Source organism: Pseudomonas sp. FSL R10-0056 (assembly GCF_009600105.1).
GTDB lineage: Bacteria > Pseudomonadota > Gammaproteobacteria > Pseudomonadales > Pseudomonadaceae > Aquipseudomonas > Aquipseudomonas bubulae.
In genome coordinates this window covers 151,030-163,073 of the sequence record NZ_WIWL01000193.1, presented here as the reverse complement: position 1 = coordinate 163,073, position 12,044 = coordinate 151,030, and the positions used below count along the sequence as shown (strand labels likewise).

Here is a 12,044-nt window from a genome sequence, read left to right as displayed (position 1 = left end):
GCTATGGGAGTCGAGGCCTTCTTTGGGCTTGCGTACTTCACCCTCCAGGGCTTCAAGCCGGGCCGCCAACTGGCGCACTTCCAGTTGCTTGGCCGTGGCCAGCCTTAGCTGGTCGGGGCTGCACGGCTTGACCAGATAATCGGCGGCACCTGCCTGGATCGCATCAACGGCTGTATCGACGGCCGAGTGGGCAGTGACTATCACAACACGCATCCACGGCGCCTGGATACGCATTTGAGCCAGCACATCCAGACCGTTGTCTTCGCCCAGGCGCAGATCGAGAAAACACAGATCAAACACCTGTCGTTGCAGCAGTGCGTCGGCCTGCGCTGCGCTGTTGGCGGTGGCGACAGTGTAGCCCTCGTCTTCGAGGCAATAGCGGAATGTACGCAGGATGGCGGACTCATCGTCGACCAGCAGAATGCGGCCCTGTTGCTCTTTGGCTGAATCCATTTCCTACGTTCCTTTATATGTGGTCTTGGTTAGTGTCGGAATAATCGGGCAAGTTGCATGATTTTTCTGATTGATTCCGAGGCTAGCACCGAAGGCTCTGGCCTGCATAAGGTAACTGGCTGATTTTGCGGCTTTTTGCGTTGAGTCGCAGGTCGAAATTAATCCCTCTCGCAGCAGCTGACTCGCGGAGCAAGGCTGCGTCCGACGGCGAAGCCGTCGTAAACCCTGAAAACCGAATTTTACTGGCACACCGTGGTGTCTGATTTGCGACGGCTGTGCCGCCGCACGCAGCCTCGCTCCGCGAGTCAGCTGCTACGCGACGTGTGGTATCCCCTGATCGTGCAGAACGCCCGACCCGCAGGCCGGGCATCGTGCAGGTTGCGCGTCAAATCCATCCGAACAAATAGATAACATATTGATTTATAACGGTTTTTTATTGTGCCAAAAGCTGGCACGGCCCCTGCAATTACCCTTGTACAGAGCGTCGCACAGAGCGGCTCAACCTCACATTGACCACCGGGTGGCAGGAGTTTGAACATGAATATTCACGAATTCTCCAACTTGCGTGTTTCGTCATTGCATCTGCAACAAGGTCTGTTCGCCAGCCTTGCGTTGTCGGTGACCCTGATCGGTGGTCAGCAGTTGGGCCGGTTGGAGCAAGCACCGCAGCCGGTTGCCGCTGCACAGCACTACATCGCTCCCCAGCAGCACTTCAAGGCATTTGGCCCAGTGTCTGATACCACTGGCCGTTACGAACTCGCAGCCTCGGACGAAACCCAAATCGCCCGCTCGCAACCAGCACCTGAACGTTGGGTGTTTTAAGTGTTCACAACCTTGAGGCCCTGATCGGGCGTCGAGACACACCCTCATCACCCTGTTTCGCACAGTAATAAGGAGAATCACCATGTTGAGTTGGGCCATTACCTTCCTGATTATCGCCATCATCGCTGCTGTCCTGGGCTTCGGTGGTATTGCGGGCACCGCTACCGGCATCGCCAAGATTCTCTTTGTCGTGTTCCTGGTGATGTTTGTGGTGTCCTTTATCTTTGGTCGCCGCGGTCGAGGCTAGAGATGACCGCCCCCTCCTTTAAGGCTACGGTCGCTGTCCTGGTAACGGGCGGCGGCCGAGGGGCATGAAACCGGTTACATGGATGCAGGCAGCCAAGGTTCTACCTTGGTTTTTTTGTGCCCGGAGAAAATCTTTCGGCGGCTGTAATGCCTTATCAGGGTTCATTTTTTTGAAAACAAATGTGGCCTGAACAGCACTTCGAAACGTCGACCGTATATCGACTAGTAGAAAAATAGCCCGGACTTATATCTGATTTGTGTTGTCGGATATTTCTTGGATATAAGCGGCTTAATGCCACCCCCTCCTTAGCCAAAAAGACCTTGAAACAGCCGGTCTACGGCACTTATGTCGTCTATTCTGTGGATTCTCAGGAGGGGCGATTTGAGGTCTTGTCGGACAAAACCCATGCCGATTCGGCATAGGGTAGGCGTTTACGGCATTAGACGGCCACCTCATGCATGGGAATAGTTGCGCCTTTTTTCGCCTGCCAAAGAGCCTTTCGGGCTCGGTTTGGGCGACCTTCTACGGGGGTGGCGGTTTCTGCTTTTTGCGCTTTCAAGCGCTCTATTCAGAGCCTCTGCCCGAGTCCACTTGAAGTAAGGGTAATGACATGAAGAAGGCAAAACTTAGCCTCGCCTGGCAGATCCTGATTGGTCTGGTCCTCGGGATTGCAATCGGCGCGCTGCTTAACCATTTCAGTGCTGAAAAGGCCTGGTGGATCAGTAACGTTCTGCAACCTGCCGGCGATATCTTTATCCGTCTGATCAAGATGATCGTAATCCCAATCGTGATTTCTTCACTGGTTGTCGGGATTGCAGGCGTGGGAGATGCGAAGAAACTCGGTCGTATCGGTTTTAAAACCATCATTTACTTCGAGGTGGTCACCACCATCGCGATCCTGGTCGGCCTGGTGCTGGCCAACGTGTTCCAACCCGGTGCCGGGATCGACATGAGCACCCTGGGCACGGTCGATATTTCCAAGTACGCAGCCACGGCAGCTGAAGTCACGCATGAACATGCGTTTATCGAGACCATCCTCAACCTGATTCCATCGAACATCTTCGCGGCCATGGCTCGCGGTGAGATGTTGCCGATCATCTTCTTCTCGGTGCTCTTCGGTCTCGGTTTGTCGAGCCTGAACGCCGAACTGCGCGACCCGCTGGTGAAAACCTTCCAGGGCGTGTCCGAGTCGATGTTCAAAGTCACTCACATGATCATGAACTACGCGCCAATCGGTGTGTTCGCCCTGATCGCCGTGACCGTCGCCAACTTCGGTTTCGCCTCGCTGGTGCCTCTGGCCAAGCTGGTGCTGCTGGTTTACGGCGCCATCCTGTTCTTCGCCGTTGCGGTGCTGGGCCTGATTGCCAAGCTGTTCGGCTTCTCGGTGTTCAAGCTGATCCGTATCTTCAAGGATGAACTGGTTCTGGCTTACTCCACCGCCAGCTCCGAAACCGTGCTGCCACGCGTGATCGAGAAGATGGAAGCCTACGGCTGCCCGAAAGCGATCTGCAGCTTTGTGGTACCGACCGGCTACTCGTTCAACCTTGACGGCTCGACCCTGTACCAGAGCATCGCGGCAATCTTTATCGCCCAGCTGTATGGCATCGACTTGTCGATCAGCCAGCAACTGCTGCTGGTACTGACCCTGATGGTGACCTCCAAAGGCATCGCCGGTGTACCAGGCGTATCCTTCGTGGTACTGCTGGCGACCCTGGGCAGCGTGGGTATCCCGCTGGAAGGCCTGGCCTTTATCGCCGGTGTTGACCGTGTGATGGACATGGCCCGTACAGCCCTGAACGTGATCGGTAACGCCCTGGCGGTACTGGTAATCTCCCGTTGGGAAGGCATGTACGACAACGCCAAGGGCGAGCGCTACTGGAACTCGCTGCCGCACTGGCGCAGCAAGGAAGCCCTGCCAAAAGGTGAGTAACCTCGCCTGGTAGTGCAACTCCCACAAACCCCGGCCCTGGCCGGGGTTTGTTGTTTCTGGGGGTAGGCCGCTATCATTCGCATCATCTTCCAGGAGTTTTCTTGATGCTCAACGGCCTATGGCTCAGCTTTTTCGTCGTCGCTACGGTGTCGGCGCTCGCCCAATGGCTGGTGGGGGGCAACGCGGGGATCTTCTCGGCGATCGTGGAAAGCATCTTCGCCATGGCCAAGTTGTCCGTCGAAGTGATGATCTTGCTCTTCGGCACGCTGACGTTATGGCTGGGTTTTCTGCGCATTGCCGAAAAAGCCGGCATCGTCGATTGGCTGGGCAGGGCCCTGGGACCTCTGTTCAAGCGCCTGATGCCGGAAGTCCCGCCTGGGCATCCGGCGCTGGGCTTTATCACCCTGAACTTCGCCGCCAACGGCCTGGGGCTGGATAACGCGGCCACGCCCATCGGCCTCAAGGCCATGCGTGCCCTGCAAGAGCTCAACCCGAGCCCGACCAGTGCGAGTAATGCACAGATCCTGTTTCTGGTGCTCAACGCCTCGTCCCTGACCCTGCTGCCGGTCACTATCTTCATGTACCGTGCCCAGCAAGGGGCGCCGGACCCGACACTGGTATTCCTGCCGATCCTGCTGGCCACCAGCGCCTCGACCCTGGTCGGCTTGCTGTCGGTGGCCATTGTCCAGCGCCTGCGTCTGTGGGACCCGGTGGTGCTGGCGTACCTGGTGCCTGGCGCGCTGATCCTGGGCGGTTTCATGGCATTGCTGGCGACCCTGTCAGCCACGGCGCTGGCCAGCTTGTCGTCGATCCTGGGCAACCTCACGCTGTTCGGCCTGATCATGCTGTTTCTGGTGATCGGGGCGCTGCGCAAGGTCAAGGTCTACGAAGCGTTTGTGGAAGGGGCCAAGGAAGGCTTCGACGTCGCGAAAAACCTGTTGCCGTATCTGGTGGCGATGCTGTGCGCGGTGGGTGTGCTGCGTGCTTCCGGGGCACTGGATTTTGGCCTGGACGGTATTCGCCATGTGGTTGAGTGGCTGGGTTGGGATACGCGCTTTGTCGATGCGCTGCCAACGGCCATGGTCAAACCCTTTTCGGGCAGTGCGGCGCGGGCCTTGCTGATCGAGACCATGCAGACCCAGGGTGTGGACAGCTTCCCGGCGCTGGTGGCGGCCACGGTGCAGGGCAGCACGGAAACCACGTTCTATGTGCTGGCGGTGTACTTCGGCGCCGTGGGCATCCAGCGTGCCCGGCATGCGGTGGGTTGCGCCCTGCTGGCCGAGTTTGCCGGCGTGGTGGCGGCGATTGCGGTGTGCTACTGGTTCTTCGGCTAACCCAGGCCACCTTGTGGGAGCGGGCTTGCTCGCGATGGCATCACCGCGGCCACGCAGGTAAACCGTGTTGCCTGCATCGCGAGCAAGCCCGCTCCCACAGGTTTACAGGGTTTTACGCCACACACTCACCAGCCACGGTTGCTGGTCACGGGGCAAGCCCGCCGGGCGGTAGTAGTGCTCCAGCTCGGCAAACCCTGCAGCCGTCAGCATCGTCCGCCAGTTCTGCAGATCGTGATAAGCCCCGTAACGCTCACCGTTCCAGCCTTCGCGGTTGTCGCCGCGCGGGTTGGAACTGAGCAGTACGCCGCCGGATTTCAGGGCTGCATGCAGCTTGCCCAGCACCTGACCCAGTTCCTGGGTCGGCACATGGAACAACGAAGCATTGGCGAAGATGCCGTCGAAGCGTTCAGCGGGCAAGTCGAGCTTGAGGAAGTCCTGGTGCCACACTTCACAGCCGCTGTCTTCGCGGGCCATTTGGGTGAAGCGTTCGGTGCCGTCCAGCCCGATTGCCACATGCCCGAGGCGGGTGAAAGCCTGCAGGTCGCGACCCGGCCCGCAGCCGAAATCCAGGACAGTGAAGGGCGCCGAACCTTGAATATGACGCAACAGGGCGTCGATGTTCTGGCTCACGTCATGGTCGCGGGTGCCTTCACGGAAGCCCTCGGCGCTCTGTTGATAGTGGCTCAGGGTCGTGGCGGCAATCTGTTCGAGAGTTTTTGCATCGAGGGTCATCGCAGGCTCGGTCGGCGGCAGGGCTGGCCGCCGACTATACCTCAGCGTTTGTTCAGTGCCAGGGCCAGGCGGTCACCACCCAGCTGAATCACGGCCACCAGAATCACCAGCAATACGATCACGGTCAGCATCACCTGCGAGTCGAAGCGCTGGTAACCATAGCGGTACGCGATGTCACCCAGCCCGCCGGCACCAATCGCACCGGCCATGGCCGACGAATTGATCATCGTCACCAGGGTGATGGTAAAACCGCCGACGATGCCGGGTAAGGCTTCGGGCAGCAGTACGTGCCAGATAATGTGATGGCGCTTACAGCCCATGGCTTGGGCGGCTTCAATCAAACCGTGATCCACCTCACGCAGGCTGACTTCAGCTATGCGTGCAAAAAACGGTGTGGCGGCGATGGTCAGCGGTACGACCGCCGCCCATACGCCGTAGGTAGTGCCCACAATCAGGCGGGTGAACGGGATCAATGCCACCATCAAAATCAGAAACGGGATTGAACGGAACAGATTGACGAACGCACCCAGAGCCTTGTTCAGTGTGGGGGCTTGATAAATCCCGCCTTTGCCGCTGGTGACCAGGATCACCGCCAGCGGTATGCCCAGAACCAGCGCGATCAGCGACGACACACCGACCATCAGGAAGGTGTCGATCACCCCCTGCCACAAACGATCAAATCCCATAGCCCACTACCTCGACCTGTTGTGCCCATTGCCCGGCCCGTTTGCGCAGCTCTTCGGCGCCCAGCGAAGTGCTGGTTACGCTGAGCAGCAGTTGCCCCAGGGCATGCCCCTGGATGTGTTCGACGCCGCCGTGGAGCAGCCGCACTTGCCCTCCCAGCGCGCTGAACAGCGCTCCCAGGTCGGGCTCTTGGGCCAGCCGGCCGGTAAAACGCAGGCGCAAGATCACGCTGGCTTGTGCGGACTGTGCCTGCGCCGAAATACGGTTACGCAGCGCTTCAGGCAGGGTCGCCTGCAAGGGCGCCAGCAGGGTCTTGCTGACGTCATGCTGAGGATCGCCGAAGACCTGCCACACAGGGCCTTGCTCGACCACGCGACCTTGCTCCAGTACCACTACGCGGTGACAGATATCACGAATCACGGCCATTTCATGGGTAATGAGGATGATGGTCAGGCCCAGGCGCTGGTTGATTTCGCGCAGCAGACCGAGGATCGACTGAGTGGTTTCGGGGTCCAGGGCCGAGGTGGCTTCGTCGCACAGCAAAATCGCCGGATCGTGCACCAGCGCACGGGCAATGCCCACACGCTGTTTTTGCCCGCCCGACAGTTGCGCCGGGTAAGCCGTGTGCTTGCCTTGCAGGCCAACCAGCTCCAGCAGCTCACGCACCTTCTGCTCCCGTTGCAGCTTGGGCACGCCCGCCACCTTGAGTGGCAACTCGACGTTCTGCCATACGGTTTTGGCCGACATCAGGTTGAAGTGCTGGAAGATCATGCCGATCTTGCGCCGCAGCGCCACCAGCTTGTCTTCGTCAAAGCTGGCGATATCGACCTGATCGATCAGCACGCGGCCGCGGGTAGGCTGTTCGAGGCGGTTGATGGTGCGAATCAACGACGACTTGCCAGCACCGCTGCGCCCGATGATGCCGAAGATCTCCCCGCGCTGGATTGCCAGATCAATACCCGTGAGGGCATCCACAGGGCCCTGGCGGCCGTCATAGGTTTTGCCGATACCGATAAAACGCACATGGGCGTGGCTCAACTCAGGGTGCAGCTCGGTGTGGTTGGCGCCGGGCTGCGGCTGATCGAGCCGCTCGCGAGCAATGGCCACATTCATGGTCAGCCTCCCCAGCCGGGCTGGTACAGAGTGCCGTAGGTCTTATCCAGCGCAGCTTTGACCACTGGCGAGTGCTGATAGATATCAATAAATTTGGCCAGACGCGGGTCGTCTTTGTTCTTGGGCTGGATCACGAACTGAATCACATACTCGGGGTGGTCGATGCCGTCGAACAGCAAGGCCGACTCGGCATCGAAGGTTTTCGACAGGCGAATGTAGGCTGGATAACCCTGCACCAGGTCGGCATCGTCGTAGGCGCGTACCAGTTGCACGGCCTCAACCTGCAGGATCTTGATCTTTTTCGGGTTGGCGATGATGTCCTCTTCCGTCGCCTTGTAGCCAACGCCCGGCTTGAGTGTAATCAGCCCGGCCTTGGCCAGCAGTTGCAGGCCACGCCCGCTATTGATCGGGTCATTGGCGATGGCAACAGTTGCGCCTTCAGGCAGGGCGTCGAGGCTTTTGTATTTTTTCGAGTACAGGCCCACGTTGTTGATGATGCCTTTGGCGTAGGGTGCCAAATCGAACCCGGCGGCGGCCTTGGCGTTTTCCAGGAACGGGATGTGCTGGAAGTAATTCACATCGATATCGCCGCTGGCCAGGCTGACGTTGGGTGCGATCCAGTCGGTGAACTCCACCAGCTCGACCTTGAGCCCTTGCTTGTCGGCCTCGGCCACTGCGGTTTCCAGGGGAATGGCGAACGCGGCGGTGGTACCGACCTTGAGCGGCTTGTCGGCCGCGTGGAGCAAACCGCTAAACAGCCCGAGGGCCAGAACCAGTGCGTGTTTTTTGTTCATGATAATTGCCCAGTCAAAGAGTCGGAATTCGAACCCTGTGGGAGCGAGCCTGCTCGCGAAAGTTTGGCAGTCCTGCAAGCTTCGCGAGCAGGCTCGCTCCCACAAAAAAACAGTTATGCGCTGTGCCTGAAGGCCGCACCTGTATGGCGTTGCGGCAAGTGCGCATCGCCTTCCACAAACAGCTTCTGACGCAGGCTGCCAGTGTCATAAGCGGTTTTATAAGAGCCCCGGCGCTGCAGTTCGGGGACCACCAGGTCGATAAAATCGACGTAGCTTTCAGGGGTGACGATGCGGGTCAGGTTGAACCCGTCCAGGCCGGTTTCTGCAATCCAGGATTCCAGCTCGTCGGCCACTTGCGCAGGCGAACCCACCAGCGTGATGTAACGCCCGCCCAGGGCGTGCTGTTCAAGCAGCTTGCGCCGGGTCCAGTCGTTGTTTTGCAGCACTTTGGTCGCGGACTGGATCGCGTTGCTCTTCACGTACTGGATCGGCTCGTCCAGTTCGTAATCGGCAAAGTCGATACCCGTGGAGCTGGAAAAGTGCGCCACGCCGGCTTCGGCACTGGCATAGCTCAGGTACTCGTCACGCTTGGCCAGGGCCTGGGCCTCGGTCGGCGCCACGATCACGTTGATCCCCATAAACAGCTTGATGTCGTCCGGGTTGCGGCCCGCAGCCACAGCGCTGGCGCGCACCTTGTCGACCTGGGCTCTGGTCGCTGCCTTGGTCTGCCCGCTGATAAACACGCACTCGGCATGGCGACCGGCAAACACCAGGCCGCGATCCGAGCTGCCCGCCTGAAACAGCACCGGGGTGCGTTGCGGCGACGGTGCGCAAAGGTGATAACCCTCCACCTGATAGAACTCACCTTCGTGTTTGATCTTGTGCACCTTGTCGGGCCGGGCATAGATGCGCCGGGCCGGGTCATTGAGCACGGCGTCGTTTTCCCAGCTGCCTTCCCATAGCTTGTAGAGCACTTGCAGGTACTCATCGGCCTGATCGTAGCGCCGGTCATGCTCGACCTGTTCGGTCAGGCCCATGGCTTTGGCTGCACTGTCGAGGTAGCCGGTGACGATATTCCAGCCCACGCGACCGCGGGTCAGGTGGTCCAGGATCGACATGCGACGCGCGAATAAATACGGCGTTTCGTAGGTCAGGTTGGCGGTCAGGCCAAAACCGAGGTTCTTGGTGACGGCAGCCATCGCCGAAACCAGCAGCAGTGGATCATTGACCGGTAGCTGGATCGCCTCTTTGAGCGGCATATCAACCGATTGTTGATAAACGTCATACACGCCCACGATATCGGCGATAAACAGCCCGTCGAACAGCCCGCGTTCCAGCAGCTGCGCCAACTCAGTCCAGTATTCAAGGGTGTTGAAGGTGGTCGAGTTGTCCCGTGGGTGGGTCCACAGACCGTGGTTGATATGACCAATGCAGTTCATGTTGAAGGCATTGATCAGAATCTTCTTTTTGCTCATCAGATGGTCCCCCGCAATGGCGGGTTGGCATCATTTAGGTAGTAATTGCCTACCGCGTGGTACTTCCAGCGCACCGGGTCATGCAGGGTGTGCACGCGGGCGTTGCGCCAGTGACGGTCAAGGCCGTGCTCGGCCAGGGTGGCCTGGCTGCCCGCCAGCTCGAACAGGGTGCTGCCGGCGGCCAGGGAAATTTCTGTACTCAGGGCCCGGGCTTCTGCGATGGCAATCGAGGCTGCGGCGACGGTGCTGGCGCTGGTGTTGCTCTGAGCAATATCCAGAAACGCTCCGGCACGTTCCAGCAGGGCTTCGGCGGCATGCAGACGTACGCTCAAATGGCCGAAGCTTTTGAGGGTCAGCGGGTCTTCGCTGGCGATATCCGTAGTGGCATCAATCCAGGGCCGGGTTTTGCTGCGCACAAAATGCAGGGCGTCTTCAAAGGCGGCGCGGGCGATACCGGTATCGATGGCCGCGTGAAGGATCTGCGCCAGCGGGCCAACCGGGGTCGGACGCTCGAAGGCGCTTTGAAACGGGATCACGTCTTGTGCTGCGACCAGTACGTTGTCGAAAACCACCGAACCGCTGCCCGTAGTGCGCTGGCCAAAACCGCTCCAGTCGTCGATCACGCTTAGGCCATCGCTGTCGCGGCGCACGAATGCAAGATGCTGGATGCCGTTATCGTCCACAACCGAGGTAGGTATCCGCTGTGCATACAGTGCGCCAGTGGCGTAGAACTTGCGGCCGGTGATGCGGTAGCCGTGTTCGGCCTGGGCCAGATGGGTGGTGCGATCGTGTGCAGTCTTGGTGCCGATTTCAGCCAGGGCATTGCCGAAGCGCTCTCCGGCCAGCACTTCGGCATAGAGCCGCTGCTTTTGCTCGTGTGTGCCATTGACCCGTAAAACTTCGAGTGCATAAAAGTGGTTTTGCGGGATTTGCCCCAGAGAGGCATCGGCCGCAGCGATCAGCGCGATCACTTGCGCCAGGGTGACGCTGGACACGCCTGCGCCGCCGTAGGCCTTGGGCACGGTGATGCCCCACAGGCCGGTATGGGAAAACAGCTCAAGCTCATCAAACGGCAAGCGCCGCTCGCGGTCACGCAGGGCACTGTCGCGTTTGAAAAACGCCGCCAGTTCACGGGCTACGCTCAGGGCCTCGGCATCGCTGTGGATAACCGGGACCTGTTTGGATATCAGTGACATGGGTGTCTCCAGGGTCAGATCCAGGAATGCCGGGCAGGCAGGGTGCCGTTGAGGCGATACGCGCCGATGGCGTGGTATTTCCAGCGCACCGGGTCGTGCAGGGTGTGCACCCGGGCGTTGCGCCAGTGGCGGTCGAGGTTGAACTCGGCAAGGCTGGCGCGGCTGCCGGCCAGTTCGAACAATTTTTCGCTGGCCAGCAGCGACAGCTCGGTGCTCAGCACCTTGGCTTCGGCCACCGCAATCGATGCGCGGGCAGCGCCAGGGGCGTCGATCGCTGCCGCGCTGACTTCGTCCAGGACGCGTCCGGCTTTGCGCAACAAGGCTTCGGCTGCGTGCAGTTCAATGTGCAGTTTGCCGATATCGGCAATCACATAAGGATCATCGCTGTTGCGTTCGACCTTGGCGTCGATCCACGGGCGTGAGCGCTCGCGGACAAAACTCAGGGTGTCGGCAATGGCGCCGCGGGCAATGCCCAGGTCAATGGCGGCCTGGATCAATTGCGACACGGCGCCTTGAATGTTCGGAGCATCGTTGAGACGCGAACTGTCGACCACCTGTTCGGCTTCCACCCGCACGTTGTTAAGCAATACGGTGCCGCTGGCGGTGGTGCGCTGACCAAAACCGGACCAGTCATCCACGACGCGCAAGCCTGGTGTACCGCGACGAACGAAGGCCATGACCTGCCTGCCTTCATCGTTGACGGCTTTTACCGCAATCCAGTGGGCGAACAGGGCGCCGGTGGAGTAAAACTTCTGACCGTTAATGGCGAAGTCGTCGCCATCGGCGATGATCCGGGCCTTAATGTCCAAGGTGTTTTTGCTGCCGCGTTCCGGGCCCGCATTGCCGATGCGCCAGCCTTGCAGCACGCTGGAGAACAGTTGTTCTTTTTGCGCCTGGGTGGCCGTGGCAGCGATCAGGCTGAGAATGCCGACCTGATTTTGCGGGATTTGCCCCAGCGCCGGATCGGCAGCCGAGATGATCGCGAACACTTCAGCCAGGGTCACAAATGACACCTGGGGGCCGCCAAATTCGCGGGCAATGGAAATACTGCCCAGGCCGCTGCGGGTGAAGGCTTCTATGAGCGACCACGGCAGCTTGCGTTGCTGGTCGCGTTTGCCCGCGTGTTCGCGTGCACTGGCTGCCAGTGTGTGTGCGGCCTCAAGGGCTTCGTTGTCGGTGCGCAGAACCTGCGCTGCCAGCAACAGAGGCGCGACATCCTGGTCGCTTTGCAGGTGTGCATTGGCCAAGCTGGACATTAGTTGCG

General features: G+C 59.7%; 11 protein-coding genes and 1 pseudogene. 4 read left to right on the top strand and 8 right to left on the bottom strand.

What is annotated here, in order from left to right; translation table 11 throughout:
- A pseudogene (gene algB / locus GHO42_RS17175) lies at positions 1-453 on the bottom strand (sigma-54-dependent response regulator transcription factor AlgB); the annotation flags it as partial.
- A gap of 537 nt (positions 454-990) precedes the next feature.
- Here algB and GHO42_RS17170 point away from each other — a divergent pair.
- The 4 genes from GHO42_RS17170 (at position 991) to GHO42_RS17155 (ending at position 4,786) form a co-directional block, all read left to right on the top strand.
- On the top strand, positions 991-1,275 hold the full coding sequence (locus GHO42_RS17170) for a hypothetical protein (protein ID WP_094999666.1): 285 nt from the start codon (positions 991-993) through the stop codon (positions 1,273-1,275).
- Between the two features lie 82 nt (positions 1,276-1,357).
- Positions 1,358-1,522 (top strand): DUF1328 domain-containing protein, encoded by a 165-nt coding sequence (locus GHO42_RS17165; protein WP_019828122.1) that lies wholly within the window; start codon positions 1,358-1,360, stop codon positions 1,520-1,522.
- Positions 1,523-2,132: 610 nt separating this feature from the next.
- The gene (gene gltP, locus GHO42_RS17160) at positions 2,133-3,452 is read left to right on the top strand and encodes a glutamate/aspartate:proton symporter GltP (RefSeq protein WP_094999665.1); all 1,320 of its coding nucleotides are present in this window, start codon (positions 2,133-2,135) and stop codon (positions 3,450-3,452) included.
- A 104-nt stretch (positions 3,453-3,556) separates the two neighbouring features.
- Positions 3,557-4,786, top strand: a complete 1,230-nt coding sequence (locus GHO42_RS17155) for a nucleoside recognition domain-containing protein (RefSeq protein WP_094999664.1) — start codon at positions 3,557-3,559, stop codon at positions 4,784-4,786.
- A 102-nt stretch (positions 4,787-4,888) separates the two neighbouring features.
- Here GHO42_RS17155 and GHO42_RS17150 read toward each other — a convergent pair whose 3' ends face one another.
- The 7 genes from GHO42_RS17150 to GHO42_RS17120 all read right to left on the bottom strand — a co-directional run bounded on the left by GHO42_RS17150 (position 4,889) and on the right by GHO42_RS17120 (position 12,036).
- A complete protein-coding gene (locus GHO42_RS17150) occupies positions 4,889-5,518 on the bottom strand; it encodes a bifunctional 2-polyprenyl-6-hydroxyphenol methylase/3-demethylubiquinol 3-O-methyltransferase UbiG (protein WP_095017892.1) in 630 nt (209 codons plus the stop codon).
- Positions 5,519-5,559: 41 nt separating this feature from the next.
- Complete coding sequence (locus GHO42_RS17145; RefSeq protein ID WP_094999662.1) at positions 5,560-6,204, bottom strand: methionine ABC transporter permease; 645 nt, start codon at positions 6,202-6,204, stop codon at positions 5,560-5,562.
- Positions 6,194-7,315, bottom strand: a complete 1,122-nt coding sequence (locus tag GHO42_RS17140; protein WP_095024836.1) for a methionine ABC transporter ATP-binding protein — start codon at positions 7,313-7,315, stop codon at positions 6,194-6,196. Before GHO42_RS17140 ends, GHO42_RS17145 begins: the two co-directional genes overlap by 11 nt.
- 2 nt (positions 7,316-7,317) lie before the next feature.
- Entirely contained in the window at positions 7,318-8,109 is a 792-nt protein-coding gene (locus tag GHO42_RS17135) for a MetQ/NlpA family ABC transporter substrate-binding protein (protein ID WP_094999660.1), read from the bottom strand.
- Between the two features lie 113 nt (positions 8,110-8,222).
- Positions 8,223-9,584, bottom strand: a complete 1,362-nt coding sequence (locus GHO42_RS17130) for an LLM class flavin-dependent oxidoreductase (RefSeq protein WP_153326268.1) — start codon at positions 9,582-9,584, stop codon at positions 8,223-8,225.
- Positions 9,584-10,780, bottom strand: a complete 1,197-nt coding sequence (locus GHO42_RS17125) for an SfnB family sulfur acquisition oxidoreductase (RefSeq protein WP_094999658.1) — start codon at positions 10,778-10,780, stop codon at positions 9,584-9,586. Before GHO42_RS17125 ends, GHO42_RS17130 begins: the two co-directional genes overlap by 1 nt.
- A 14-nt stretch (positions 10,781-10,794) precedes the next feature.
- Positions 10,795-12,036, bottom strand: coding sequence for an SfnB family sulfur acquisition oxidoreductase (locus GHO42_RS17120; protein ID WP_095023164.1), 1,242 nt, complete (start codon positions 12,034-12,036; stop codon positions 10,795-10,797).
- Positions 12,037-12,044: the final 8 nt, after the last annotated feature.

Excerpts from the sequence above, each read along its gene's own strand:
- gltP (WP_094999665.1), top strand. The coding sequence starts at position 2,133 with ATGAAGAAGGCAAAACTTAGCCTCGCCTGGCAGATCCTGATTGGTCTG.
- GHO42_RS17165 (WP_019828122.1), top strand. The coding sequence starts at position 1,358 with ATGTTGAGTTGGGCCATTACCTTCCTGATTATCGCCATCATCGCTGCT.
- GHO42_RS17135 (WP_094999660.1), bottom strand. The coding sequence starts at position 8,109 with ATGAACAAAAAACACGCACTGGTTCTGGCCCTCGGGCTGTTTAGCGGT.
- GHO42_RS17120 (WP_095023164.1), bottom strand. The coding sequence starts at position 12,036 with ATGTCCAGCTTGGCCAATGCACACCTGCAAAGCGACCAGGATGTCGCG.
- GHO42_RS17170 (WP_094999666.1), top strand. The coding sequence starts at position 991 with ATGAATATTCACGAATTCTCCAACTTGCGTGTTTCGTCATTGCATCTG.
- GHO42_RS17130 (WP_153326268.1), bottom strand. The coding sequence starts at position 9,584 with ATGAGCAAAAAGAAGATTCTGATCAATGCCTTCAACATGAACTGCATT.
- GHO42_RS17145 (WP_094999662.1), bottom strand. The coding sequence starts at position 6,204 with ATGGGATTTGATCGTTTGTGGCAGGGGGTGATCGACACCTTCCTGATG.
- GHO42_RS17125 (WP_094999658.1), bottom strand. The coding sequence starts at position 10,780 with ATGTCACTGATATCCAAACAGGTCCCGGTTATCCACAGCGATGCCGAG.
- GHO42_RS17150 (WP_095017892.1), bottom strand. The coding sequence starts at position 5,518 with ATGACCCTCGATGCAAAAACTCTCGAACAGATTGCCGCCACGACCCTG.
- GHO42_RS17140 (WP_095024836.1), bottom strand. The coding sequence starts at position 7,315 with ATGAATGTGGCCATTGCTCGCGAGCGGCTCGATCAGCCGCAGCCCGGC.
- GHO42_RS17155 (WP_094999664.1), top strand. The coding sequence starts at position 3,557 with ATGCTCAACGGCCTATGGCTCAGCTTTTTCGTCGTCGCTACGGTGTCG.